This window comes from Nocardia sp. NPDC004260 (assembly GCF_053603155.1).
This window is the reverse complement of record NZ_JBSGEZ010000054.1, coordinates 1-23716: the sequence shown is the minus strand read 5'-3', so window position 1 is coordinate 23716 and position 23716 is coordinate 1. Positions and strand designations below refer to the sequence as shown.

Genomic DNA, 23716 nt, shown 5'->3' with positions numbered 1-23716 from the left:
TCGTGACATCCCGCATATTGATTACTCACGCGGTCCGGGGATGAGTGTAGCGGGCGTGGGAATGCTCGCACGCGTCAGCCGGGCCTTCGCACTGCCTCGAATCGCCCGAAAGGGACTAACCACCAGCGCGCAGCATCCGGCCCGCTGCGTCCACCGCGGGAGCCGAACTGCCCGCGTCGCTGATGAACACGGAAAAAGCCAGGTCGCCGTCGATGCCGACGAACCAGCCGTGGGCGTGGGCGTCATCGATGTACTCCGCGGTGCCCGTTTTGCCGAGCAGGCCGGGAATTTCGCGCAATTGGGTCGCGGTGCCACCGGTGATGGTCTCGCGCATCATGGCTTTCAGCTGGTCGTCGACCTGCGGCGGCAGCGCGTCCGAGGTGCGGTCCGGGGTGCCCGGCTTGCCCGCGACCACGGTGGGCGCTGGCACCGAGCCGCGGGCGATGGACGCCGCGACCAGAGCCATGCCGAACGGCGACGCTGTCACCTGCCCTTGACCGATCGCCGACTCCACACGTAACGCGGAGGTATCGGCCGCGGGCACCTTCCCCGTGACCGTGGTCAGGCCCGGTGTGACGTAATCGATGCCGAGGCCGAGTTGTGTGGCCGCTTTCGTCAGCGCGTCGGCGGGCAATCGCACGGCGAGGGCGCCCATCGTGGTGTTGCAAGAGCGGGCGAACGCGGTGTGCAGCGGAACCGCGCCGAGATCGAAATTATTGTCGTTGGGGATGCGGCGACCTTCGATATTCGCGGTGCCGGGGCAGGGCAGCACGGTGTCGGGTGTGACCGTTCCCGCCTGCAACGCGGCGGAGACGGTGACCGTCTTGAACGTCGAACCCGGCGGGTAGAGCCCGGTCAGCGCGATCGGGCCCTGCGCGTCGGCGGGGGCGTTCTGCGCGATCGCGACAACCTCGCCGGTCGACGGACGCAGGGCGACGATCGCCGCGGGCTGTGCGATCGGGGCGAGCGCCGCCTCGGCCGCGCGCTGCAAGCCGAGATCGAGCGTGGTCGCGATGTCGGCGGTGGGCGTGGGATCCGTTCCCGCGACCCGCTCGGTGCCCTGCGGCGTCTGGGCGCGTACGGCCCACCCGGCGTGCGCATCGGCGGACTGCTGCCACAACTCGGCCAGTCCGGACAGTGTCGGGGCGGCCAACGCCTTGTCGGTCGTCAGCAGGCGGGTCTGCGGCGCGAGGGTGACACCGGGCAGCGCGGCCAGGCGGTCTCGGATCGGGGCGAGGTCGGAATCGCGCAAGGTGATCGCGGTGATCGGCTTTCCTTGCGCCGCCGCCAGTTCGGTTTGCACCGACCCGGCGGTGAGGCCAGGCGCGAGAGGGCCGAGCAGATCCGCGACCGCGGGGAGGTCGGCGCCGGGGCCGACGTCGACCAGCGTGACGACCTGTTGGGTCATCAGCTCGCCGCCTGCGGAATCGAGGATGCGGGACGGTTGCGGATAGACCCTGCCGTAGCTCAACGGCCCCGCCGCGAGCCCGGGGGCGACCGTGGCGGGATCCCACTTCACCCGCCATCCGTTCCCGTCGTCGTGCGCGGTGCCGTTGGTGGTGTAGGTCCACTCCGACTTGCCGTCCGCGCCCAGCTTCCAGGTGGCGGCCAGGGCGAAGCGGTTGTCGTCGACCGAGCGGACGTCGAAGCGCACGTCCTTGCCCAGGCCGTCGTACAGCGCGCCGAGGGCGTCGGCGGCCACGGCCGGATTGTCGGTGAGCGCGGCCGCGGCGGCGATATCGTCGCGGTTCAACGCCTCGGCGAACTGCCCTGCCACGGTATCGGGCTGGTCCGGCCCGGACGAGCAGGCGGCGACCACGAGCAGCGGTGCGGCGAACAGGACAAGGGCTTTCCGGTTGGTACGCACCCCGACGACCATAATGGGCGCAGCCGAACATCGTCCGCCGACAGCCCGCGCACAGCCGCGACAAGGCGGGGTACGCCTGACCGACACAGCCGGACATCACCCGTCAACGCCCCCCGCAGGGCACAGAGAAGGCGAAAGTACGCCCAATCGGCACAGCCGTGCATCACCCGCCGAAAACCCGCGCACGGCCGAAGCGAACGCGGAGGTACGCACAGAGCGCACGGCCGAAGCGAACGCGCAGGTACGCATAGATGGCGCTGTCGGACGTACCGTCCTCAATCCGCGCACGGCCGGAGCGAAGGCGGAGGTACGCACAGAGCGCACGGCCGCAGCGAACGCGGAGGTACGCACAAAGCGCACGGCCGCAGCGAACGCGGAGGTACGCACAAAGCGCACGGCCGCAGCGAACGCGGAGGTACGCACAAAGCGCACGGCCGAAGCGAGGGCGGAGGTACGCACAGAGCGCACGGCCGGAGCGAAGGCGGAGGTACGCCTAGGGGGCCGCGCAGAGGCGGGCGGATCGCGGGGTCAGTCGCGTATCCACGGAGTATCCGCGAGTGCGGCGGCATCGGCCTCGGTGAGGTCGATGTCGAACACCTCGGCGAGGACCTTGGGCAGCTCGGTCGGCTCCAGTTCCCTTGTGTTGCCGGTGCCGTCGGGGTACTCGGTGACGAGCGTGGTGTCGTCCAGCACGTGGTGGACCTCTGGGTGGAAACGCTGCACGAATGGCCGGGTGGTGAACGGGGAACGCGGCGAGGTCGACACGAAATGGTTGCCGACGGCGTAGTCGATGCCGTACTGCGGATTCAAAGTGAAACTGTACCGGTCGATCCACCCGTCCCGGCCGAATTGGTGCAGTACCCACAGGTCGGAATCCAGCTCTCCGCGCCCGCTCTCCAGCCGGAACCGCCATTCGCCGCCGGTGAATTCGCCCGCGGACAATTCGAACGGCACCAGCGGTCCGGCGCCGAAGCCGACGTCGCACAGCCAGACGCGGTCGTCGTCGGCGGTGGTCACGCGCAGCAAGGCATGGGTGGCCGGCCGCAGCGCCGTGCCCGCGCCCATGCTCACGCGCCCGCTGAGGCCGGTGACCCCGAACCCGAGCCGTTCCAGCGCGGCCGCGAACAGTCCGACGTTCTCGTAGCAGTAACCGCCGCGGCGGCGCCGCACGAGTTTGTCCTGCAAGGTCGCCACATCCAGGGGGATCGACCGGCCCAGGATGATCTCCAGGTTCTCGAACGGGATCGCGGTGGTGTGCGCCCGCACTAGCTCGTGCAGCGTCCGGACGGTGGGGGCGCGCTCGCCGTCGAACCCGATCCGGGCCAGGTAGGCGTCCAGATCGAGATCCGCTCCGTTCCAGTGGTAAGCCGGGTCGGCGGGTTTGCTCATCGCGTCCTCACTTCGTCGTCGGTTCTTCCCGGTCAACTGCGCGCAACGGCGATCGTGTTCCCTCACGCCGCGCACTTCGCGCCCGGCGGGGCGGCCGGTGCGGTGACGACGTCGTGCGCGACGTCCACGAGGTAGTCGCGATCCGGGCCGTCGACCGGCTCCGCGCCGAGCAGCAGGCGCTCGACGACGCAACCGCCCTCGAAGAAGGCCGGCCCGACGCTGTGGTCGCCGGGAACCACCCGCCCGTTCAGATCGCGCCCGGTCACGACGGTGTACATCGAGGTCGGTTTGCCCGCGGCGAGCAGGCCCGCGCGCATCTCGACGCTGGTGGCATACGGCACCACGTCGTCGGCGCTGCCGTGGACGAGAAACGCCCGCCGCACGTCCATCCGGGCCGCCAGCAGCGCGGGCGAGCGTTCGGCGTAGGCGAGCGGGCAGGCGGCGGGCGGGCAACCACCCGCGTCGCGCTCGATCTGCGCGGGCAGCGCCGGATCCACGGACGCGGCGCCCAACCACATCGTGAAATCGTCGGCGGGACCGTAATTGTCGACCCAGTAGTCGAACATCCCGCGCGGGCCGTGCGCCACCGCGAGACCGCTGGTGATGCCGCCCTGGCTCCAGCCCCACAGCACCGTGCGGGTGATCGAGCGATGGGTGTCCCGGTACCACGTGGTCGCGGCGACGATGTCACGCCACCCCGCCCACAGATTCCATTCTCCGGTGCGCCACACGCTGTGCGCCGAGCGCAGATCCATCGACAGGATCGGCGTCGCGGTGCGCCGGGCGATCGACTCGAGGTAGCCCGCGAAATCGGCCGACGACCCATCGTGCCCGTGCACCGCGACCACGAGCGCCCGCGCCGTCGCGTCGCCCTCGGCGCACCGATAGGGCTCGTATACCCGGCCGGTCGCCTCCTCCCCGTCCACGGTCAGCGAAACAGGGCGCACCGCCACATCCCCGGCGCAGTCCCCATCCGCCGAGACCCGTGGCGCCACAGGGACTGTCGTCAGGAGCACACCGGCCAACGCGCAGCACGATACGAGAGATGCCCATCGCATCCCCGGATGATGTCACGCCGTCAGCGCGGCATCGCGGCGCAGGCGCGCCACGACGAGCAGTCCGCCCGCGGCGGCCGCGAGGCCGACCACCACACCGAACGCGATCACACCTGCGCTCAATCCATAAGCGTCGCCGAGAAACCCGGCGGCCAGCGGCAGTACCGCGGCGGGGAGATACCCCCCGACGTTCTGCGCGGCGTTGGCCTCGGCCAGCCGCTCGCCCGGCACGCTCGCGCTGATCGCCGTCAGTCCGCCGAACTGGCCGAGCCCCTGACCTGCGCCGGCGAGCACGGCCGCCGTCACGAACAGCGGAAGCGAGGTCGCGACCAGTGAGAGCACCAGCGCGGCCATGCTCGTCACGGTCGCGATCGTGCCGCCGAGCAGGATGACGCCCACACCGAACCGCCGGGCCGCGAACTGGACTCCGGTCGCGGCCAGGAACATCACGAACGCCACCGCACCGGCGAGCACCCGGTCGGCGACACCGAGCAGATGTGCCAGCACCGACGGCCCCAGCGACAGGACGAACGACGTCGCGGTGATGCCCGGTCCGAATACCGCGATCCCCAGCAGCACCGCGGTGCGACCTTCCCTTACGACCGACGGGATCCGGATCCACGGTCCGCGCCCGCCGGAACCGGCGGGCAGAGGAAACCGGGCCACCACCGCGAAAGCCGTAGTGAGCACGGCGATCTCGACCAGGAAGACCGTCACCGTCGGGCCGGGCAGCGCTTCGGACAGAATGCCCGCCAGCAATGGCCCGCTCCCGGCGCCGAGCACCATCGCCGTGGACGCGGCCAGCGCGGCGACCCGTTTGCGGTCGGACCCGCCCACATCGGTGACCGCCGCCATTCCCGCCGACACCGTCGCGCCGACCGCCAGGCCGGTCAGCAGCCGCGCCAGGGCCAGCAGGGGGACCGACTGCGCGACCGCGAACAACACACAGGCCGCCATCGCCGCCGCCACCGCGGGCAGTAGCACCGGTTTGCGACCCACCCGGTCCGACACCACGCCCGCGACCAGCAGCGCACCCAGCAATCCGGCGATGTAGCAGGCGAACACCGCGGTCAGCGTCCCGGCGGAGAAGCCGATCGCCCGCTGCCACACCACGTACAGCGGGGTCGGCGCGTTCGACAACACGAACACCGCGAACACCGGCCACGCCGCCGCCCACACCGAACGTCCGCCCGTACGTGGCGCTTCCGTGCGTGGCACCGTCACCGTCGATCCCATCACCACTCCTTGGTTCGAATTTTCTCGTACTGGTACGACAGTAGTCGAACTTAACGCCTAGTACGATAGAACTCGTACAAGTCGTCCGAAATTCGAGGAGAACGCGATGCCAGCGGCCGCCGACACCGCCGATGCCACCTCCGTGCTGCCCGAGCCGGACCGCGCCGACCTGCGACTGGATCACGTGCTGGCCGCGCTGAGCGACCCGCTGCGCCTGACCATGGTCCGCCGGTTGCTACTGGACTCACCCGACACCGACCGGTCGTGCTCCTGGTTCGGCATCGATCGCCCCAAATCCACGTTGACGCACCACTTCCGGGTCCTGCGCGAGGCGGGCGTCACCCGACAGCGGCGCTACGGACTGGAACGCCGCAGCCAGGTCCGCGTCGACGATCTCGAGGCGCGCTTTCCCGGCTTGCTCGACCTGGTCCGCGCCTGGGAGCCCGCCGACTGATCCAGAACTTTGGGGGCAGGCCCCGGCGTCCGAGCCCTGTTACGGTCCCGGTATTCATTCCGAGTCCGGATGGCACGGGTCCGCGCGTTCGGACGCCTTCTCATGGAGTCAGCCATGACCTTCGCACCCCGCCGCACGCCGGACGCCACCCTGATCAGCACGCTCGAGATCGCAGCGAGCTGGCGCGAACAACTGCTCGCCGAGCGGAACGCATTGCGCGGCGCGTCCTTTCGCGACGCCGCCGTGGCCCTGTGCGCGCTGGTCGCGGTGGCCGACGACGCGACCGCGGCGGCGGACCGCGGCGCCGTCGCCGAACTGGTCGCGGCGGATCCGGTGCTGCGCAACTTCCCGCTCGACGACTTGCGCGCCTTGTTCGAGGACAACTGCAATCGGCTGGCGAACGATCCGGTCCTCGGCTGCGCGCACGTGCTACGGCAGATCGCCAAAGCGATGCACAAGCCAGCCGAGGCGGACGCGGTCATCCGCACCGCCATCCTGATCGGCGGCGCGGCGGGCGCATGCGGCCCGGCGGCGACCGAGGCCGTCCGCGACGCCTGCCGGACGCTGCGCGTGGCTCCGGAGCGCTTCGGCCTCTGACCCGACGGCGCGAACGCTACGATTCGCCTATGCGTTCGATTGATGTCGCCGAGCGGCGCGCCCGGCTGGCGGTGCGGCACCGGCTGGCCACCCCGGAGCGGGCCGGACAGGTCGCGGAGATCGCCCGCTCGCTGGTCGCCCTGCACGCGACCGATCCGGCGACTGTCTTCCTCTCCGTCGCGGCCCGCGCCGAGGGGCTGGCGCCCGCGGATGTCGAACAGGCGCTGTACGACGACCGTTCGCTGCTGCGGATGCTGGCCATGCGCCGCACCATGTTCGTCGTGCCGGTGGAGCTGGTCGCGATCCTCCAGGGTTCGTGCGCGGACGCGCTGGCGCACAAACAGCGGCGCACCTACGGCAAGTACCTGGAACAGGCGGGCATCGTGGACGGCGATGTGCGGCGCTGGTGGGCCGAAGTCGAGACCGAGACGCACAAGGCGCTGCTCGATCGCGGCGCGGCGACCGGCGCGCAGTTGAGCAAGGACGTCCCCCGCTTGCGCACCCAGGTGAACACCGCGCCGGACAAGCCGTATTCGAAGCCGACGAACATCACCACCTGGGTACTGCTGACGCTCGGCTGCGAAGGCCGCATCGTGCGCGGACGGCCGAACGGCAGCTGGACCAGCAGCCAGTACACCTGGGCGCCGATCGAATCGTGGTTGCCGGACCCCGTTCCCGTGATTCCCGCCGCCGAAGCCCGCGCCGAGCTGGCCCGCCACTGGTTGCGCGCGTTCGGTCCCGCGCCGGTGTCCGACATCAAGTGGTGGACCGGGTGGACGCTGGGCGAGGTGCGCGCGGCGCTCGGCGCGCTCGGGCTGGTCGAGGTCGACCTCGACGGCGTGACGGGCGTACTACTGGCCGACGACGTGGAGCCGGTCGCCGCCCCGGAGCCATGGGCGGCATTGCTTCCCGCGCTCGATCCGACGCCCATGGGCTGGCAGGCTCGAGAATGGTTCCTCGGCCCCCACGCACCGAACCTGTTCGATCGCAACGGGAATATCGGGCCCACCGTCTGGTGGGACGGGCGCATCGTGGGCGGCTGGGCGCAGCGCGGTGACGGTGAGATCGTCTACCGCCTGCTCGAAGACGTGGGGACCGACGCCGAGGCGATGATCGCCGCGCAGGCGCAGCGAGTCGCCGAATGGTACGGCGACGTGCGCGCCATTCCCCGTTTCCGGACGCCGCTGGAACGCGAACTCACCGCCTGACCGAGGCACCGGCTCCCGCCGGGCAGCTCGGCCGACATGGAGATTCGCGCATTCGCCGAGTCCGACCGATCCGCGCCGCGCGCCTTGCTCGAGCAGGTACCTACATGTCCAGCCCGAGGTCGAGGACGCGGACCGAATGGGTGAGGGCGCCGACGGCGAGGTAGTCGACGCCGGTGCGGGCGTAGTCGGCGGCGACGTCCAGGCTCAGGCCGCCGGAGGACTCCAGTTTCGTCCGCGGGGACGCGGCGTTGCGGCGCTGCACGGCTGCCTGGGTCTGCCAGAGCGGGAAATTGTCCAGCAGTACCAGTTCCACGTTCTCGGCGAGCACGGCGTCGAGCTGTTCGAGGCTGTCGACCTCGACCTCGCAGGCGATGTCGGGGGCGGCGGCGCGGACCGCGCGCAGCGCCTCGACCACCGACCCCGCGGCGACCACGTGGTTGTCCTTGATCAGGGCGGCGTCGCCGAGACCCATCCGGTGGTTGACGCCGCCGCCGACCCGCACGGCGTACTTCTGCAGCGCGCGCAGTCCGGGCAGCGTCTTGCGGCTGTCCCGGATGTGGCAGCGGGTGCCCGCGACGGCGTCCACCCAGGCGGCCGTCGCCGTCGCGATGCCGGACAGATGGCACACCAGGTTGAGCATGGTGCGCTCCGCGGTGAGCAGCCCACGGGTGGGCGCGATCAAGGTCAGCACGGACTGTCCGGGCGACACCCGGGTGCCGTCGGCGACGCGGTCGGTGATCTCGTAGGCGTCCGCGCCGATCACCTCGTCGAGCACCAGCAGCCCGGCGCCCAGCCCGGCCACGGTTCCCGGTTCCCGCGACACCACCGATGCCTTGATCACCGCGTCCGCGGGCACGGTGGCCGTCGTCGTGACGTCCGGGCCGTAGCGCAGGTCCTCGTCCAGCGCGGCGCGGATGACGCGCAGCACCTCGTCGCGATCCAGGGCGTCGTCCAGAGCCATCGAAGCGTTCCTCTCTCACCGAGCGGGTTCTCGCGGTCCACCGGATGACCCGCTCGGTGCGTATGGTCAGGGAATGGGGGCGTACTCGGGGACGCCGTCGCCGTCGAGCCGGATCGGGAGGCTGTGGCGGAGTTCGGGCAGGGCGTCCGGGTGATCGGACCGGGTGTGACAGCCCCGGCTCTCGGTGCGGGCGAGCGCGGCCAGCAGCAGCGCGCGAGCCGCGAGAGTGAGTGCGGCGTCCTCGATTCCGGCGATCGGGTGGGTGGCGGCGGCGAGCGTGTCGCGGTTGGTGACCACGTCGTCGAGTCGCTTGAGCGCTTCCGCGAGACCGGCGCGGTCGCGGACCACCGAGGCGTGCGTGGTCATCAGGTGCTGCACTACGTCGCGGTCGACGTATTCGGCTACGCGCGTGGGGATCTCGCTCACCCGGGCCCGCTCACCGAGCCGTTCGGCGGCGGCGGCTCCGGCGCGCTCGCCGACCACCAGCCCCTCCAGCAGACTGTTGGACGCCAACCGGTTCGCCCCGTGCAGTCCGGTGCGCGCGACCTCTCCGGCCGCGTACAGGCCGGGCACTGCGGTACGGCCGTGAGTGTCGGTGACGACTCCCCCGCACTGGTAATGCGCGGCAGGCGCGACCGGGATGAGGTCGGTGCGCGGATCGATGCCCGCCGCGAGGCACGAGGCGGTGATCGTCGGAAACCGTTGCGGGAAACCGTCGATCGAGCGGGCGTCGAGATAGACGTGCTCGGTGCCCAGCGCCCGCATGCGCGCGGCGATGGCGCGGGAGACGACATCGCGTGGGGCGAGATCGCCCCGTGGATGCACCCCCGCGGTCACCGCGTTGCCTTCGGTGTCGACCAATGTCGCGCCTTCGCCGCGCACCGCTTCGCTGATCAGCGGCCTGCGCCCGATACCGCCGGGGGTGTACAGCACCGTCGGGTGGAACTGCACGAATTCGAGGTCGGCGACGGCGGCACCGGCCCACAGCCCGAGCGCGATGCCGTCGGCGGTGGCGCCCGGCGGATTGGTGCTCAGCGCGTACAACTGGCCGAGCCCGCCGGTGGCCAGCAACACAGCGGGCGCGTGCACGACACCGAAACCTCGGTCCGACAGCGCGACCACGCCCCGCACACCGTTCGGCCCCGTGACGATCTCGCCGACGGCCGCGCCGAACAGCACCGGCAAGCCGGCTTCGTTCAGCGCCCGCTGCACCTCGGCGCCGGTGGCGTCGCCCCCGGCGTGGATGATCCGGCGGGTGCTGTGCCCGCCCTCGCGGGTCCGCGAGATCTGGCCGTCGCGCCCGAGGTCGAACACCGCGCCCAGGTCGGTCAGCGCGGCCACCGCGTCCTGCCCGCCCTCGACGATGGAGCGCACGGCGTCCACGTCGCACAGGCCGACGCCCGCCTCCACCGTGTCGTGCACATGTGATTCGACCGAGTCACCGTGCGGCGCCACGACGGCGATGCCGCCTTGGGCGTACTGGGTGGACGTATCCGTCGGCCCGCCCTTGCTGAGCGTGAGCACCCGCAGCCCGCGCAGTGACGCGGTGCGCGCCGCGGTCAGTCCCGCGACGCCACCGCCGATCACGACCAGATCGGCCTCGGCCTCCCAGTCGATGGAAACCCGGGTTGTCATCGCCCCGCGCCTCTCTGTCTTCCGATCCGCGAACGTTCTGCGGCGCGGGCGCTGTGGTCGGCGCGTTGCGCCGGAGAGCGACCCGCCGCCGCGAGGGCAGCGGTCGACTCATTCACCGCCGCCGGGATTGCCGATCGCGATCATCCGCTGCACCGAGTTGCGGCCCAGCGCGGCGGTTTCCGGATCGACGTGGACCTCGTCACGGCCCTCGACCAGGCAGCGCAGCAGGGCCGCCGGAGTGATCATCTTCATGTACTTGCACGACGCCCGGTCGTTCACGGCCTGGAAGTCGATGCCGGGGGCGGCCTTTCGCAGCTGGTGCAGCATGCCGACCTCGGTGGCCACGAGCACCTGATTCGACTTCGCCGCCTTGGCCGCGTCGATCATGCCTCCGGTGGACAGGATGTGCACCCGATCGGCCGGGAACGCGCCCTCGCCCGCGAGGTACAGCGCCGAGGTGGCGCACCCGCATTCGGGGTGCACGAACAGTTCCGCGTCCGGATGGGTACGCGCCTGCTCGGTGAGCTCGTCGCCGTTGATGCCCGCGTGTACGTGGCACTCGCCCGCCCAGATGTGCATGTTCGTGCGACCGGTGACCCGCTTGACGTGCGCGCCGAGGAACTGGTCCGGCAGGAACAGCACCTCGCGGTCCGGGTCGATCGAGGCGACCACGTCCACCGCGTTGGAGGAGGTGCAGCAGATGTCGGTGAGCGCCTTGACCTCGGCCGTGGTGTTCACGTAGGACACGACCACCGCGTTCGGGTGCTCGGCCTTCCAGGCACGCAGTTCGTCGGCGCCGATCGAATCCGCGAGCGAACATCCCGCACGCTGATCGGGGATGAGCACGGTCTTCGCCGGGCTCAGGATCTTGGCGGTCTCGGCCATGAAGTGCACGCCGCAGAACACGATGGTGTCCTCGGGCGCCTCGGCCGCGATCCGCGACAGCGCCAGCGAGTCGCCGACGTGGTCGGCCACGTCCTGGATCTCCGGCAGCTGATAGTTGTGCGCCAGGATCGTCGCGTTGCGCTCCCTGGCCAGACGCTTGACTTCCTGCGCCCACTCCGGCGTCGCCTCGACACCCGCGAACCCGGAGGGTCCGTCGAACACCTGCCCCATCAGCGGGGGCGCCAGTTTCGCACCCGTCGTCGCCATGGATGGCTCCCTTCCTCGTGCGGTCGGCTACACCGCCGATTCGCACCAAACCAGGTTTTCGACTTATAATCGAAAACGTGGCCCATAGTAGCACCATCCACGAATCGCTCACCGCGGTGTTCCAGGTTCGCCGCTTCCCCCGGGACTTCGCCGCAGGTCACGCCCCCGCCGACCGGGCAGAAGGCATGCTGCTACGGTGCCCGCCCGACCAAAGGACCGAACTCGCGGTGTTGTTGTGGGAACGCGCACTCGACCCGCAGAAGGGCACCTGGTCGCTCCCCGGCGGACGTCTCGGCGACGACGAGGACCTCGACGCCTCCGCGCGCCGCCAGCTCGCCGAGAAGGTCGACGTGCGCGAGCTGAGCCATCTGGAACAGCTCTCCGTGTTCAGCGCCCCCGACCGAGTGCCGAGCCCACGCCGCATCGCCTCGGCCTACCTCGGGCTGGTCCCGCTGACCGCCGACCCGCAGCTGCCCCCGGACACTGCCTGGCACCCGGTCTCGGCCCTGCCGGACATGTCCTTCGACCACCGCACGGTAGTCGACCACGCCCGCACCCGGCTGGCGGCGAAACTGTCCTACACCAACATCGCCTTCGCCCTCGCGCCGGACCGGTTCACCATGTCGACACTGCGCGAAATCTATTGCGCCGCACTCGGTTACGACGTGGACACGACGAACCTTCAGCGCGTTCTCTCCCGCCGCAAGGTGATCACCCCCACCGGAGCCACCGCCGCCCCCGGCCGCGCGGGTGGCCGCCCCGCCGCGGTGTACCGCTTCACCGACTCCGGCTTGCGCGTGACAGACGAATTCGCCGCGCTGCGCCCACCCGGCCCTTCATGATTCCCGACGGACCGGGACGCTAATCGGCCACGGCTTTGCGATGCTTGTCCCGGCGACGATACTGCCGCTTACTCGGTATGGGACGCGCGGCATTGCTGCGCCGCAGAGCATCTCGCCGCCGCCACGCCGCCAGATCGGCCCGTTCGCTCTCCACAGGAGACGCCTCGGCTTCCATCCGATGTACGGTTTCCATCGCCCGGTCCTCCTTCCGACGAACCCCCTTCCGGCAGCCCACCGTATCCCCGCCCACCCGTCCATCTCCACCCGTTTTCGATCCAGTGGACCCCTCCGTCGTGTGCCGTTGATCATGAAGGCGCGTCGAGGAAGGCGAGGATGGCGGTGAGGCCGGGGCGATAGCCGGAGGTGGTATCGACCTCGAGCGAAGGCACGTCGAGGGAAACGCGTTCGAAGGCGGTGGGCGCCGGGGCGGGGTGTTCGTGATCGGAGTGGGCGCGGCGGAGCGGATCGGATCGGTGGCGCAAGTGGATTCGCCGCGCCGCGAGAACCGGGTCGGTCACGCAGTGCACGACGCGCAGTTGAGCGTGGGCTCGCAGCGGGGTGAGGCCGGGACGCCACAGCCGGTCCTGGAAGGCGGCTTCGGCCACCACCGTAACCCCGGCCCGCAGCAACAGCTCCAGCGTTTGGAAGAACACCGGCAGCGTGCGGAGGTTCAGCTCGTTCGAGCGGTCCGGGGCGTAGTTCTCCGTCGCGTGGACCATGCCCTCTTTGAGCTCGTCCCGGCAGATGGCGGGACAGCCGATCGCGCGGGCGAGAGTGTGCGCGAGCGTTGTCTTGCCCGACCCAGGCGGGCCACTGACGACGACGAGGGCGGGGAGCCTGGGCGGTTCGTCGCTCATGTCGGCACCGTAACTCATGGGCCGTCGCGGCGGCCGGAACTCGTCCGCGCCGAGCACGCACCGGGCCCCGAGTTCTCACCGAGACCGCAGGCGGGACGGTCAGGCGGTCTTCATGTGCGGACCGGGCGGCGGAGCCTCGGTCCGCTGCGTTAGGCGCGACGCGGCCCAGAAGGCCAACTCCACCAGCCAGAACAGCAGGAGGAACATCGTCACCACGGTCGCGGGAACGGCGAGGAAGAACACCGAAGGGACCGCGACGACGACGAACCGGGCGACGTCGCCCGCGCTCGCGCCGCGTAGCCGGTGAGCGGCGCGCACGGCCGCCCACATCATCCAGCGGCGCGGCAGCGAGACCCCGAGTTCGCGCAGGCTACGGCGGAAGACGCCGTCGGCGTCGGCCACGCTCACCGCGTTCGAGCTGAGCAGGTAGTCGTGCAGGATCGCGGCTCGGGTGTAGACGCCGTAACGCGGAATCAGCCAGACCAGTGCCCGCGGCACCGAGGCGAAATCGGTACGGAACCCGGCGGGAACCACGAATTCCTCCGTGGCGCCGCGATAGACCAGTGGTTCGGTCACCCGCCAGAACTTGGCGTCGAGCTCTTCGACGACCGGACCGCCACCCACGAAGGCCACGTCGCATTCCTTCCCAGCACGCTACGAATTCCCGACCCCGAAGGGGTTCGGGAAGCCTTCCCCGTCGCGGCGACGTGCCGGACGACGCGTCAGCGGCGCTGGCGATACTCGGGCAGCGAATATCCCTCTGGGGCAGGCTGGTAGCCACCATAGGGCAGCTCTGCGCTGCTCGCAGCGTCGCCATAGGGCATGAAGGCGCCCTGGCCGTCGTAGGAGGCTTCCTCCTCCTTCCGGGCGGCGCGGCGGCCACTGCCGAGGTCCTCCGAGGTACTCAGCGCGGCGAGGAACAGCATGACGAACGACGCGATCAGCGGCTGCACGATCAGCGCGAGGTCGCTGCCCAGTTCGATCGGCAAGGTGACGATCTGGCCCACCGGCGGGTCGTGCGGGCGCGGATGCGACCACTCGGCGACCCGCTCCCCCACAGCGGCCATCACCACCGCGCCCACGCCGGAACCGATCAGCAGGCCCAGCTGCAACAGTGGCCCGCGCGCCGAGCGCCAGCGCCACACGGCCAGTGCGCAGAGCAAGCCGAGCACCGCCCCCGCGAGGACGAACAACGCCAGCGCGTCGAACTGATGCGCGCTCTCCCCGGTCAGCCCGACACCGCGACCCGGCTCGACCACGAGCAGCCGCTCGGTCGGCGCGAGCAGGCCCCAGCCGACACCGGCGAGCGCGCTCACCACCACCACGGCGACGGCCACCACAGCCACCGCCCGCACCTCACCCCGCAACGGCGACGCCACTAGCGGCGTTCCAGCTCGGCCGAGTCGACAACGCCGTGCCGGGAGCACTTGGCCCACCAGCCGTCCGGGCTCACCTGCACGATCATGCGGCGTCCGCACTGTTCGCAGAAGCGCGGCGGCTCCAGGCCCAGCGCGGCGGCGGCCGGGATCGCGTCGTCGAGGCCCGGCACGATTCGCTTGCCGGTGAACGGGTTGTAGCGCTCGTCCATGTCCATGACAGTACTCATGCTCGCTTGCCTCTTCGTCGCAACCGAGCCGGGTCAGAGCGTTTCGTTGAGCGCCTTGATCGGCATCTTCAGCTCGCCGAGCAGGTCCAGGTCCTGTTCGGCCGGGCGGCCGAGGGTGGTCAGGTAGTTGCCGACGATCACGGCGTTGATGCCGCCCAGGATGCCCTGCTTGGCGCCGAGATCACCGAGGGTGATCTCCCGGCCGCCCGCGAAGCGCAGCATGGTGCGCGGCAGCGCGAGCCGGAACGCGGCCACGGCGCGCAGCGCGTCGGACGCGGGCAGCACCTCCAGGTCGCCGAAGGGCGTGCCAGGACGCGGGTTGAGGAAGTTCAGCGGCACCTCGTCGGGCTCGAGTTCGGCCAGGTTCGCGGCGAACTCGGCACGTTGCTCCAGCGTCTCGCCCATGCCGAGGATGCCGCCGCAGCAGACCTCCATGCCCGCTTCGCGGACCATGCGCAGGGTGTCCCAGCGCTCCTCCCAGGTGTGCGTGGTCACCACGTTCGGGAAGTAGGACCGCGAGGTCTCCAAGTTGTGGTTGTAGCGGTGCACACCCATGGCGGCCAGCTGGTCTACCTGCTCCTGGGTGAGCATGCCCAGCGAGCAGGCGACCTGGATGTCCACCTCGTTGCGGATCGCCTCGACACCGGCGGCCACTTGGGCCATCAGGCGCTCGTCGGGACCGCGCACGGCCGCCACGATGCAGAACTCGGTGGCGCCGGTCTTCGCGGTCTGCTTGGCGGCTTCCACCAGGCTGGGAATGTCCAGCCACGCGGCGCGCACCGGCGACTGGAACAGGCCCGACTGCGAGCAGAAGTGGCAGTCCTCCGGGCAGCCGCCGGTCTTGAGGCTGATGATGCCCTCGACCTCGACCTCGGGGCCGCACCACTTCATGCGCACCTCGTGCGCCAGGGCGAGCAATTCCTCCAGCCGGTCGTCACCGAGCCGTAGCACCTCCAGGGTCTGCTCCTGGTTCAGTCCCACCCCGCGCTCGAGCACCTGCTCGCGGGCGATCGACAAGATCTGCGACGTCTCGACCTTCGTCGGTCCTGGCGCTGCGGTGTCTACAGGTGCCTGGGTCACTGCACGAATCCCTTCGTCCGGCCGAGGTGGCCGTGCAACTTGAACGGTGTTCAGGCTAGGGTAGCGGTAGGAGTGAGTCAAAGCACGACGGGAAGGGCATCGAGTGCAGCTGCACCGGGCGGACGTGGTCGACGGCGCCATCGCGATTCTGGACCGATACGGCCTGGCCGACCTCACCATGCGCAGGTTGGCCGGCTCGCTCCAGGTGCAGCCGGGCGCGTTGTATTGGCACTTTCCGAACAAGCAGGCGCTGCTCGGCGCGGTCGCGGACAAGATCCTCGCGCCCATGGAGGACCCGATCGAGGCCGAGGAATGGTCCGGTCAGATCACCGAGCTGGCGCACCGGCTGCGCGACTGCCTGCTGGCCTATCGCGACGGCGCCGAATTGGTCTCGGCGACCTACGCGTCCCGGCTCACCACGAGCAAAGGGCGAGAACGGCTGGTGAGCGCCGCCATCCGCGCGGGCATGCCGCGCCAGGAGGCCGAACTTGCGGCGTTCACGCTGCTCTACTACGTCCTCGGCGAGACCGTGGACGAGCAGTCCAGGATGCAGATGGACTCGGCGGGCGCCCTGCCCGAGGGCGCCTCGCCGTTGGAGGAGACCACCGACCCCACCGCCCGTTTCGACTTCGGCCTGCAATTGTTCGTCGCGGGTGTGCGGCACTTGCTCGGCACCCGCGTCCGCTGACGGCGAGCGCGTTCCCGATGACGGTTCCGCAGCAGGTGTAGGGGCCGTTTCCGAAGCAGTCGACAGCGACTGTCCCTCGCGGGCGCGCCGAGCGTCAGCGCAGGTGCGTGTTCAGGAATCCCAGCGCATCCGGAAGCGATGCCAGGAACGCGCCGCTGTGGTCCTTGCCGGGGTACTGCTGGACCGTCACTCGTATTCCGGGGTTCAGCTCTTGCAGTTCTTTCCCGTAGTTCTCGGTGTCGGTGGGAGGCACATCGATGTCCGCGGTGCCGTAGCCGATCATGACATCGCTGGCGAACCGATCTTGCGGAAATCCCGTCAAAGCGGCGATGTCCTCGGCGAAGGTGGGCGTCGGCCGGTCGGGGTCGGCGACAAGCGCCGACGGCCGGCGGCCGTCGGCGCGCTCGACCAGATGCGAAAGACACTCATGGGCGGCTCTTTCCACGAATTCCTTGCCGAAATCCGACAGGTACGGGGTCACGCTGCCCGGATGCAGTTCCTCCAGCGAAGCCAGGTAGTACGCCGCGTAGGCGATCTGGTTCTTGGAGCCGGTCGAGTCCGCCCGGAACATCTCCGGCAGGCTCTTGCTCGGGTCGGTGCGCAGCCCGGTGGCCACCACTCCGCTCAACCCCGTAGCGGAACCGCCTCGCTCGGCATACAAACTGGCCGCGCTCATCGCCGCGTGCGCTCCCTCGGACTGACCGACCACAACCCATTTGCGTGACAGCGGAATCGGAGTCGTGCGCATCGCCGCGACCGCGTCGATTATCGACATGCCCTCGACGTTCGTGTTGTAGTAGCTGAACTGCCCGCGGGTGCCGAGGCCCTGATAGTCGGGAGCCAGAACCGCGTACCCGCTCTCGAGGATCTGGTCGAAATAGGTGATGTTCCGCTCGGACTGCGGGCGGCGCGACGGCGCGCAGGCATCGCCGATGCCCGCGGTTCCGTGTGCCCACACCACCAGCGGCCATCCTCCCTGCGGCGGCAGGCCAGGGGGCAGATAGAGCGCACCGGATGCCTGCGCTGGTGCGCCGTGCTGATCGGTCGTGGTGTAACTGATCCCGAACGACACCGCGGCCTTGGGGAAAGTCCACGCGGGATCGAGTAGCTCGACCCCGCTCAATTGCCCGGTCGTCGGGCTTTCCGCTGTCGCAGGGGCCACCCCGAGCGTGACCGCGACGCACATGCTTATCGAGGCGGCGACCAGACCGGATCGCCGAAGGAACGATAGGGACATGCCGCAGCACCATACCGACGCACGCCGATGACCAGGCCCTAGCGACACGTGCCACCAGTGGAAATTCTCGAATCCCGCGCGACGGTGGGGAGGCCGAGCGCCTACCCGGTCTCGGCCGGCCGCCGCCCCGGCGCCCCGACCACGCCCGGAAACCAGCGATGCATCGTGTAGGCGCCCGCCGCGGCGGTGAGCGCCAGCGCGATGGCCGCTCCGCCGAGCACGGTCACGGCGCTGATCGCGCCGACCGCCACCGGCCCGGCGAACATGCCGATGTCGTGGGTGAGCCGCCAGGCGCCGAGGAACTCCGCCCGCTGCCCATCGGGCGCGACATCCGCGCCGACCGTCATGATCAGCCCGTTGCTCATGCCGTTGGCCAGCCCGAGCAGCACCGCGGCGCAACCGAGACCGAGCACCGAGGAAGTGCACGGCAGCACACCGAAACCGGCGGCGAACAGGACCATGGACGGCACGCCGGTCGCCCGCCTGCCGTAGCGATCCAGCCACACGCCCGCCGGATACGACATCATCACGTCCACCGCGCCCGCCAGGCCGAATACCAAACTGGTGGTCGACGCGCTCACTCCGATGTGCGCGGCCCACAACGGCAGCAGCGCCAGCCGAGCCGCACGCGCGGCCCCGACCAGCAGCGCGGCCAGGCCGAGCGTGCCGAGGGTCCTGCGGTGCTCGACCACGATCGCCGTCAGCGCCTGCCCCGCGCCCGCCTCGCCCGATCCCTCCGGCGATCGGATCGCCGCCATGGCCGCGCCGGACACCACCGTGGTCACCAACTGCAACCACAACGCGCCGTTGGGACCGAGCGAATGCACCACGGCCGCACCGAGGAACGGTCCGCAGAAGAATCCCAGCCGCATGGAACCGGCCAGCGTCGACATCGCGCGGCCGAGGTCGTTCGGGGACACCACGGCCACCAGATACGACTGGCGAGCCAGGCCCCACACCGCGCCCGCCGCGCCGCCCAGCAGCATGCCCAGCGCGAGCACGCCGACATTCGGCGCGATGATCGCCGCGAGCACGCCGATCGCACCGAGCACCGAGCCCACCGCCAGCGCACCGCGTTCCCCGATGGCGGCGACGACCCGCCCCGCGGGCAGGTCGGTGAGCACCATGCCCAACCCGGACAGCGCGACGATGATCCCCGCCAGCCCGGCCGACGCGCCCAGGTCCAGCGCGCGCAGCGCGTACATCGGCGCCGCCGCGCCGGACCCGATGCCGTACACCACCATCGGCACGAACACCGTCCAGGTCAGCGACCGCAATCGCACCGCGCCGACGATGTCGCCCGATACGACGGACCGCTCGCTCATCGCATCGCCGATCGATGCCGCGAGGCCGCGCTCCGCCCGATCACATCCAGCCCGAAGCCGCTGCCCGAGGCGAACCGCACAACCTGCGTGGTGGAGGCAACCCGCGACTCGACAGCACGAGACTCGGAACCGGCCGACCACCAGCGCCCGGAGCACACCTGGCGCGCATTGCCCTGGAACCCAACTCGCTTGTTCTGGTCGACCAGCACAGCGTGTGGATCGACGACGCGCACGCTAGCGTGGGCGACCGACTTCGAATGCCCGACCCGTGAGCGGGGCACGGTGTCGGCCGGCCCCGCACCGAACGCGCGGGGCCGACCCACCGCACGCACCGGTGCCGTCCTGTGGCGGACAGCCCGGCGCCCAGTCGGACAGTCGCTTTCGTCGGCGCCGCTCACCGGGCCAGCGCGGGCTGCGGGGCGAAACGGCTGTCGGGGCGGGGCAGGCCGAAGTGGTCGCGCAGGGTGGTGCCGGTGTACTCGGTGCGGAACAGGCCGCGTTCCTGCAGGATCGGCACGACCGTCTCGGCGAAGATCTCCAGTCCGCCCGGGTAATACGGCGGCATGACGTTGAACCCGTCGGCCGCGCCGTTGCGGAACCATTCCTCGATGGTGTCGGCGACCTGCTCGGGGGTTCCGGCGAACACCCGGTGGCCGCGCGCACCGGCGAGGCGGTGCAGCAGGCCGCGCACGGTCGGCCGTTCGCGCTGCACGATGCCCGCCACGACCTGCAAGCGACTCTTCCCGTTGTCGGTCACATCGCCCGCCGCGTCGAACAAATCGACCGGGATCGGCTCGTCCAGCCGCAGGTGCCGCAGGCTGATCCCGACGATGCCCTCCAACTGGGCCAGGCCGTATTCCGGCACGGTGAGCTCGTTGAACTCCTGCTCCAATTTCTTGGCCGCCGTCTCGGTGTCGGCGATGAAGGGGCTGATCCCCGGCAGGATCTTGATGTGCTCGGGGTCGCGGCCGAAGCCACGGGCCCGCTCCTTGATGTCGGCGTAGAACGCCTGGGCGTCGCTGAGCCGCTGATGCGCGGTGAAGATCGCCTCGGCGTACTTGCCCGCGAACGCCCGCCCGTCGTTCGACGCGCCCGCCTGCACCAGCACCGGGTGGCCCTGCGGCGTGCGCGGCGCGTTGAACGGTCCACGCACCCGCAGGTATTCGCCCGCGAAGTCGATCTGGTGGATCTTCTCCGGGTCGGCGTACACGCCGGAGGCCTGGTCCAGGACGATGGCGTCGTCCTCCCAGCTGTCCCACAGCGCCACCACGGCGTCGACGAATTCTCGCGCACGGGCGTACCGTTCGGCGTGGTCGGGATGCTTGTCCAGACCGAAGTTCGCCGCGGCGAGATCGGTGCCGGTGGTGACGATGTTCCAGCCCGCCCGGCCGCGGGAGATGTGGTCCAGTGTGGAGAACAGCCTGGCCAGGTTGTAGGGCTCGTAGTAGGTGGTCGACGCGGTGGCGATGAGGCCGAGATGCGTCGTCGCGGTGGCGATCGCGGTGAGCAGGGTGATCGGTTCCAGGCCGGAGGTCGCGTTGTGCTTCACGTTGTCGCGCAGTGCGGGTCCGTCGGCGAAGAACACCGCGTCCAGTTTCGCCGCTTCGGCGGTGCGTCCGATCTCCTGGTAGTAGGCGACGTCGTAGATCCGTTCGGGGCTGCTCCACGGATGCCGCCAGGCCGCCTCGTGGTGACCGGAGGGGTAGATGAAGGCGTTGAGGCTGAGTTGGCGCGGTGCGGTCATGAGGCTTTCTTCTCGTCGGTGGGCGTGTCGACGACGTCGACGCCCAGGCTGGCCAGCAGCAGGGAGCGGTGCCGCAGGAAGGCGGGATCGCCGTGGCGGCGGGGGCGTTCCAGGTCGATGCGCTGGTCCACCGCGATGCGCCCGTCGTCGAGCACCAGGACACGATCGGCCAGCAGCACCGCCTCGTCCACATCGTGGGTGACCAGCAGCACGGCGGGCCGGTGCTTGGCGCACAGGTCCTGCAGCAGTGCGTGCATCTTGATCCGGGTCAGCGCGTCCAGCGCGCCGAACGGTTCGTCCGCCAGCAGCAGCTCGGGTTCGCGCACCAGCGAACGCGCCAAGGCGACACGCTGTTGCTCGCCACCGGAAAGCTCCTTGGGCCATGCCTTCTCCCGGCCCGCGAGCCCGACCTCGGCCAGCGCCGCGCGACCGCGACCGGCGGCGTCCGTACCGCCGAGACCGAGGGTCACGTTGTCGAGCACCCGCACCCAGGGCAGCAACCGGGAGTCCTGGAACACCACCGAACGCTCGGTGGGCACGCTCAATTCGCCGGAACCGGGCACGTCGTAGTCCAATTCGGCGAGCGCTCGTAGCAGCGTGCTCTTGCCCGAACCGCTGCGGCCGAGCAGCGCGACGAACTCGCCGCGCGCGATGTCGATGTCGAGATCGCGCAGCACCACCCGGTCGCCGAAGCCACGGCGCAGCCGCCGGGCGCGGACGACGTTCAGTCCCCGAGTGTCTGCCGCCATGACAGCGCCTTCCTTTCCACCGCGCGCACCAGGAGGTCGCCGAACAGGCCGAGCAGGCCGTAGATCACCAGGCCGACCACGATGATGTCGATCTGGCCGTAGGTGCGGGCCTGGGTCATCAGGTAACCGATGCCGCTGGTGGCGTTGACCTGTTCCACCACGACCAACGCCAGCCAGGAGATGGTGACGGCCAGCCGCAGGCCGGTGAAGAAGCCGGGCAGCGATCCCGGCAGCGCGATCCGGCGGACGAATCCCCACCGCGACAGGCCGACGGTCTGGGCGAGTTCCACATACCTGGCGTCGACGCTGCGCAGGTGCGCGTGCGTATTCAGGTAGATCGGGATCGCCACGCTGGTGGTGATCACCACCAGCTTCATTTCCTCGCCGATGCCGAACCACACGATGAACAGCGGGATCAGCGCGAGCGTGGGAATGGCGCGCTTGATCTGGATCGGCCCGTCCACCAACGCTTCTCCGACCCGGCTCAGCCCTGCCAGCAGCGCCAGCACCAGGCCTATCGCGACACCGAGCCCGAGCCCGACCGCGGCGCGCCGCACCGAGGTCAGCAGATTGCTCTGTAAACGGCCGTCGGCGAGCAGGTCACCGGCGGTCTCGGCGACCGTCCACGGCGCGGGCAGGGTCTCCGGATCCAAAGCGCCCGTGGCCGAACCGGCCACCCAGGCGGCGATCAGCAACGCCGGCCCCACCGCGATGCCGAACGGGATGGGGCGGCCAGGGCCGAGGCGCGGCCGGGCCGGTTTGCGTTTCGCCAGTACCGGTTCCGCCGTGGAGCGGCCGAGGCCGAAGCGGCGCAGCACCGCGGCGTCGAGGGTCGCCATCAGCGTGCTTTCGGTTCGAACGACGCGCCGCTCTCGGTGACCGCTTGCGTGATCGCGGCGTCGAAGCGCAGGTCGAAGCCGTCGGACGCCCGCACCTTCTTGGGCAGTTCGCCCGCCTTGGCGATGGCGTCGATGGTGGCCTGCTGCCGGTCGACCAGCTGCTGGTCCAGATGCGGGAAGACGTAGGTGCCCAGCGAGTCCACGATGCGCTTGGCGTCGTCGGCGCTCACCTTCTGGTTGTCCACGTAGTAGCGGCGCGCCCAGTCCTCCGGGTGGGTGTTGGCCCACTGGTAGGCGCGGACGAACGCGCCGACCAGCGCCCGGGTGGCGGCCGCCTTCGCCGGGTCCCGCACGACGGCGCGGCGGGCGTACAGATAGGCGAGACCGCCGTAGAGGCCCGCGGTCTCGGAGTCGGGGACCAGCGAGGTGCCCGGCGTGCGCAGGAACCGGGTGACGTTCGGCTCGATCAGCGGCGCGACGTCGACCTGGCCGGTGCGCACGGCATCGAGGAACTCCGCCAGTTGCAGCCGGACCAGCTGCACGTCGGAGGTGGTGAGCCCGGCCTTGTCGATGGCGCGCAGCACCGCGGCCTGCTGCGCCGTGCCCTCCGCGTAGGCGATCTTCTTGCCCTTCAGATCCGCGAGCCTCGTCACCGACTTGCCCGGCGCCACCGCGAGTTTCAATGCGGTGGTGCTGGTCTGGTAGGACGCGATGATCGGGACGTCCTGCCCGGCCACCAAGGCGTGGATCGGCGGCACGTCGCCGACCTGTGCGACGTCGGCGGCGCCCGCCCGGAACGCCTCCAGGATGGCGGGACCGCCGACGAAGTTGGCGAACTCCACCTTGAACGGAAGCTTGTCGAGCTCGCCGGAGATGCGCAGCACCGATTGCAGGCGCTCGGACTGGTCGGCGACCACGAGGGTGGTGCCTGCGGGAACCTCGGTCGGCAGTGGTCCGTCGGCGGTGGGACCGACCGGCTTGTCGTCCTTCGCGCAGCCGGTGAGTCCGAGGGTCGCAACGGTCGCCACGGCGAGCAATGCGGCGGTCGCGCGGCCACGGAGGCCGGACCGGAACGTACTTGGTCGGAACATAAGGCGAATTAGAACCAATGCCGCTCACATAAGGGTTTGACCTGGTCGTCAAATTTGCGAACCGGTCGGTGGGTGAGGCGGAGTCGGTTGTGTCGCTTCAGTTG

At 70.2% G+C, this 23716-nt stretch carries 24 protein-coding genes; 5 read left to right on the top strand and 19 right to left on the bottom strand.

Translation table 11 applies throughout. The features are described from left to right. Positions 1 to 115: 115 nt before the first annotated feature. The 4 genes from ACWEO7_RS26975 to ACWEO7_RS26960 all read right to left on the bottom strand — a co-directional run bounded on the left by ACWEO7_RS26975 (position 116) and on the right by ACWEO7_RS26960 (position 5547). Positions 116 to 1879: a penicillin-binding transpeptidase domain-containing protein gene (locus ACWEO7_RS26975; RefSeq protein ID WP_452427231.1), complete on the bottom strand. Its 1764-nt coding sequence runs from the start codon at positions 1877 to 1879 to the stop codon at positions 116 to 118. Positions 1880 to 2395: 516 nt separating this feature from the next. Then, positions 2396 to 3256, bottom strand: coding sequence for an arylamine N-acetyltransferase family protein (locus ACWEO7_RS26970; protein WP_452427229.1), 861 nt, complete (start codon positions 3254 to 3256; stop codon positions 2396 to 2398). A 62-nt stretch (positions 3257 to 3318) separates the two neighbouring features. Continuing rightward, on the bottom strand, positions 3319 to 4203 hold the full coding sequence (locus ACWEO7_RS26965; protein ID WP_452427227.1) for an alpha/beta hydrolase family protein: 885 nt from the start codon (positions 4201 to 4203) through the stop codon (positions 3319 to 3321). A 123-nt stretch (positions 4204 to 4326) separates the two neighbouring features. Continuing rightward, positions 4327 to 5547, bottom strand: coding sequence for an MFS transporter (locus ACWEO7_RS26960; RefSeq protein WP_452427225.1), 1221 nt, complete (start codon positions 5545 to 5547; stop codon positions 4327 to 4329). A 106-nt stretch (positions 5548 to 5653) separates the two neighbouring features. On the opposite strand from ACWEO7_RS26960, the gene ACWEO7_RS26955 reads away from it, so the two are divergent. The 3 genes from ACWEO7_RS26955 to ACWEO7_RS26945 all read left to right on the top strand — a co-directional run bounded on the left by ACWEO7_RS26955 (position 5654) and on the right by ACWEO7_RS26945 (position 7806). Continuing rightward, on the top strand, positions 5654 to 6001 hold the full coding sequence (locus tag ACWEO7_RS26955) for an ArsR/SmtB family transcription factor (RefSeq protein ID WP_397078002.1): 348 nt from the start codon (positions 5654 to 5656) through the stop codon (positions 5999 to 6001). Positions 6002 to 6115: 114 nt separating this feature from the next. Next, a complete protein-coding gene (locus ACWEO7_RS26950) occupies positions 6116 to 6598 on the top strand; it encodes a TerB family tellurite resistance protein (protein ID WP_452427223.1) in 483 nt (160 codons plus the stop codon). 29 nt (positions 6599 to 6627) lie between these two features. Then, positions 6628 to 7806, top strand: a complete 1179-nt coding sequence (locus ACWEO7_RS26945) for a winged helix DNA-binding domain-containing protein (RefSeq protein WP_452427221.1) — start codon at positions 6628 to 6630, stop codon at positions 7804 to 7806. A 100-nt stretch (positions 7807 to 7906) separates the two neighbouring features. Here the strand turns inward: ACWEO7_RS26945 and nadC are convergent, their stop codons facing one another. The 3 genes from nadC to nadA all read right to left on the bottom strand — a co-directional run bounded on the left by nadC (position 7907) and on the right by nadA (position 11554). Continuing rightward, positions 7907 to 8767: a carboxylating nicotinate-nucleotide diphosphorylase gene (gene nadC / locus ACWEO7_RS26940; RefSeq protein WP_452427220.1), complete on the bottom strand. Its 861-nt coding sequence runs from the start codon at positions 8765 to 8767 to the stop codon at positions 7907 to 7909. Positions 8768 to 8833: 66 nt separating this feature from the next. Beyond that, positions 8834 to 10402, bottom strand: a complete 1569-nt coding sequence (locus ACWEO7_RS26935; RefSeq protein ID WP_452427218.1) for an L-aspartate oxidase — start codon at positions 10400 to 10402, stop codon at positions 8834 to 8836. A gap of 108 nt (positions 10403 to 10510) precedes the next feature. Further along, positions 10511 to 11554, bottom strand: a complete 1044-nt coding sequence (gene nadA / locus ACWEO7_RS26930; RefSeq protein WP_450016136.1) for a quinolinate synthase NadA — start codon at positions 11552 to 11554, stop codon at positions 10511 to 10513. A gap of 77 nt (positions 11555 to 11631) precedes the next feature. On the opposite strand from nadA, the gene ACWEO7_RS26925 reads away from it, so the two are divergent. Then, positions 11632 to 12396, top strand: a complete 765-nt coding sequence (locus ACWEO7_RS26925; protein ID WP_452427216.1) for an NUDIX hydrolase — start codon at positions 11632 to 11634, stop codon at positions 12394 to 12396. Positions 12397 to 12415: 19 nt separating this feature from the next. Here ACWEO7_RS26925 and ACWEO7_RS26920 read toward each other — a convergent pair whose 3' ends face one another. From ACWEO7_RS26920 to bioB, 6 genes are all read right to left on the bottom strand, one after another. Next, positions 12416 to 12589, bottom strand: coding sequence for a hypothetical protein (locus ACWEO7_RS26920; protein ID WP_452427214.1), 174 nt, complete (start codon positions 12587 to 12589; stop codon positions 12416 to 12418). Positions 12590 to 12701: 112 nt separating this feature from the next. Then, on the bottom strand, positions 12702 to 13253 hold the full coding sequence (locus ACWEO7_RS26915; RefSeq protein WP_452427212.1) for an AAA family ATPase: 552 nt from the start codon (positions 13251 to 13253) through the stop codon (positions 12702 to 12704). A 99-nt stretch (positions 13254 to 13352) separates the two neighbouring features. After that, on the bottom strand, positions 13353 to 13886 hold the full coding sequence (locus ACWEO7_RS26910; protein WP_452427210.1) for a DUF1353 domain-containing protein: 534 nt from the start codon (positions 13884 to 13886) through the stop codon (positions 13353 to 13355). Positions 13887 to 13975: 89 nt separating this feature from the next. Further along, positions 13976 to 14599, bottom strand: coding sequence for a DUF2567 domain-containing protein (locus tag ACWEO7_RS26905; RefSeq protein WP_452427208.1), 624 nt, complete (start codon positions 14597 to 14599; stop codon positions 13976 to 13978). 32 nt (positions 14600 to 14631) lie between these two features. Continuing rightward, the gene (bsaP, locus tag ACWEO7_RS26900; RefSeq protein ID WP_355078290.1) at positions 14632 to 14859 is read right to left on the bottom strand and encodes a biotin synthase auxiliary protein BsaP; all 228 of its coding nucleotides are present in this window, start codon (positions 14857 to 14859) and stop codon (positions 14632 to 14634) included. A gap of 33 nt (positions 14860 to 14892) precedes the next feature. Further along, entirely contained in the window at positions 14893 to 15939 is a 1047-nt protein-coding gene (gene bioB / locus ACWEO7_RS26895) for a biotin synthase BioB (RefSeq protein ID WP_452427207.1), read from the bottom strand. A 103-nt stretch (positions 15940 to 16042) separates the two neighbouring features. On the opposite strand from bioB, the gene ACWEO7_RS26890 reads away from it, so the two are divergent. After that, a complete protein-coding gene (locus ACWEO7_RS26890) occupies positions 16043 to 16627 on the top strand; it encodes a TetR/AcrR family transcriptional regulator C-terminal domain-containing protein (protein ID WP_379255643.1) in 585 nt (194 codons plus the stop codon). 94 nt (positions 16628 to 16721) lie between these two features. On the opposite strand, the gene ACWEO7_RS26885 is transcribed toward ACWEO7_RS26890, so the two are convergent. From ACWEO7_RS26885 to ACWEO7_RS26860, 6 genes are all read right to left on the bottom strand, one after another. Next, positions 16722 to 17864 (bottom strand): alpha/beta hydrolase family protein, encoded by a 1143-nt coding sequence (locus ACWEO7_RS26885; RefSeq protein WP_452427205.1) that lies wholly within the window; start codon positions 17862 to 17864, stop codon positions 16722 to 16724. 101 nt (positions 17865 to 17965) lie between these two features. Further along, positions 17966 to 19189, bottom strand: coding sequence for an MFS transporter (locus ACWEO7_RS26880; protein WP_452427203.1), 1224 nt, complete (start codon positions 19187 to 19189; stop codon positions 17966 to 17968). A 394-nt stretch (positions 19190 to 19583) separates the two neighbouring features. Continuing rightward, positions 19584 to 20933: an LLM class flavin-dependent oxidoreductase gene (locus ACWEO7_RS26875; RefSeq protein ID WP_452427201.1), complete on the bottom strand. Its 1350-nt coding sequence runs from the start codon at positions 20931 to 20933 to the stop codon at positions 19584 to 19586. Continuing rightward, positions 20930 to 21682: an ABC transporter ATP-binding protein gene (locus ACWEO7_RS26870; protein WP_450016117.1), complete on the bottom strand. Its 753-nt coding sequence runs from the start codon at positions 21680 to 21682 to the stop codon at positions 20930 to 20932. The genes ACWEO7_RS26875 and ACWEO7_RS26870 overlap by 4 nt, the downstream gene beginning before the upstream one ends. Next, positions 21658 to 22521 (bottom strand): ABC transporter permease, encoded by an 864-nt coding sequence (locus ACWEO7_RS26865; RefSeq protein ID WP_452427199.1) that lies wholly within the window; start codon positions 22519 to 22521, stop codon positions 21658 to 21660. The genes ACWEO7_RS26870 and ACWEO7_RS26865 overlap by 25 nt, the downstream gene beginning before the upstream one ends. Then, the gene (locus ACWEO7_RS26860) at positions 22521 to 23612 is read right to left on the bottom strand and encodes an ABC transporter substrate-binding protein (protein ID WP_452427197.1); all 1092 of its coding nucleotides are present in this window, start codon (positions 23610 to 23612) and stop codon (positions 22521 to 22523) included. Before ACWEO7_RS26860 ends, ACWEO7_RS26865 begins: the two co-directional genes overlap by 1 nt. Positions 23613 to 23716: the final 104 nt, after the last annotated feature.

Bases quoted from the DNA above. Each gene is read 5' to 3' on its own strand.
- ACWEO7_RS26975 (WP_452427231.1), bottom strand. From the start codon at position 1,879: ATGGTCGTCGGGGTGCGTACCAACCGGAAAGCCCTTGTCCTGTTCGCC.
- ACWEO7_RS26970 (WP_452427229.1), bottom strand. From the start codon at position 3,256: ATGAGCAAACCCGCCGACCCGGCTTACCACTGGAACGGAGCGGATCTC.
- ACWEO7_RS26960 (WP_452427225.1), bottom strand. From the start codon at position 5,547: ATGGGATCGACGGTGACGGTGCCACGCACGGAAGCGCCACGTACGGGC.
- ACWEO7_RS26955 (WP_397078002.1), top strand. From the start codon at position 5,654: ATGCCAGCGGCCGCCGACACCGCCGATGCCACCTCCGTGCTGCCCGAG.
- ACWEO7_RS26950 (WP_452427223.1), top strand. From the start codon at position 6,116: ATGACCTTCGCACCCCGCCGCACGCCGGACGCCACCCTGATCAGCACG.
- ACWEO7_RS26945 (WP_452427221.1), top strand. From the start codon at position 6,628: ATGCGTTCGATTGATGTCGCCGAGCGGCGCGCCCGGCTGGCGGTGCGG.
- nadC (WP_452427220.1), bottom strand. From the start codon at position 8,767: ATGGCTCTGGACGACGCCCTGGATCGCGACGAGGTGCTGCGCGTCATC.
- ACWEO7_RS26935 (WP_452427218.1), bottom strand. From the start codon at position 10,402: ATGACAACCCGGGTTTCCATCGACTGGGAGGCCGAGGCCGATCTGGTC.
- nadA (WP_450016136.1), bottom strand. From the start codon at position 11,554: ATGGCGACGACGGGTGCGAAACTGGCGCCCCCGCTGATGGGGCAGGTG.
- ACWEO7_RS26920 (WP_452427214.1), bottom strand. From the start codon at position 12,589: ATGGAAACCGTACATCGGATGGAAGCCGAGGCGTCTCCTGTGGAGAGC.
- ACWEO7_RS26915 (WP_452427212.1), bottom strand. From the start codon at position 13,253: ATGAGCGACGAACCGCCCAGGCTCCCCGCCCTCGTCGTCGTCAGTGGC.
- bsaP (WP_355078290.1), bottom strand. From the start codon at position 14,859: ATGAGTACTGTCATGGACATGGACGAGCGCTACAACCCGTTCACCGGC.
- ACWEO7_RS26885 (WP_452427205.1), bottom strand. From the start codon at position 17,864: ATGTCCCTATCGTTCCTTCGGCGATCCGGTCTGGTCGCCGCCTCGATA.
- ACWEO7_RS26880 (WP_452427203.1), bottom strand. From the start codon at position 19,189: ATGAGCGAGCGGTCCGTCGTATCGGGCGACATCGTCGGCGCGGTGCGA.
- ACWEO7_RS26875 (WP_452427201.1), bottom strand. From the start codon at position 20,933: ATGACCGCACCGCGCCAACTCAGCCTCAACGCCTTCATCTACCCCTCC.
- ACWEO7_RS26870 (WP_450016117.1), bottom strand. From the start codon at position 21,682: ATGGCGGCAGACACTCGGGGACTGAACGTCGTCCGCGCCCGGCGGCTG.
- ACWEO7_RS26865 (WP_452427199.1), bottom strand. From the start codon at position 22,521: ATGGCGACCCTCGACGCCGCGGTGCTGCGCCGCTTCGGCCTCGGCCGC.
- ACWEO7_RS26860 (WP_452427197.1), bottom strand. From the start codon at position 23,612: ATGTTCCGACCAAGTACGTTCCGGTCCGGCCTCCGTGGCCGCGCGACC.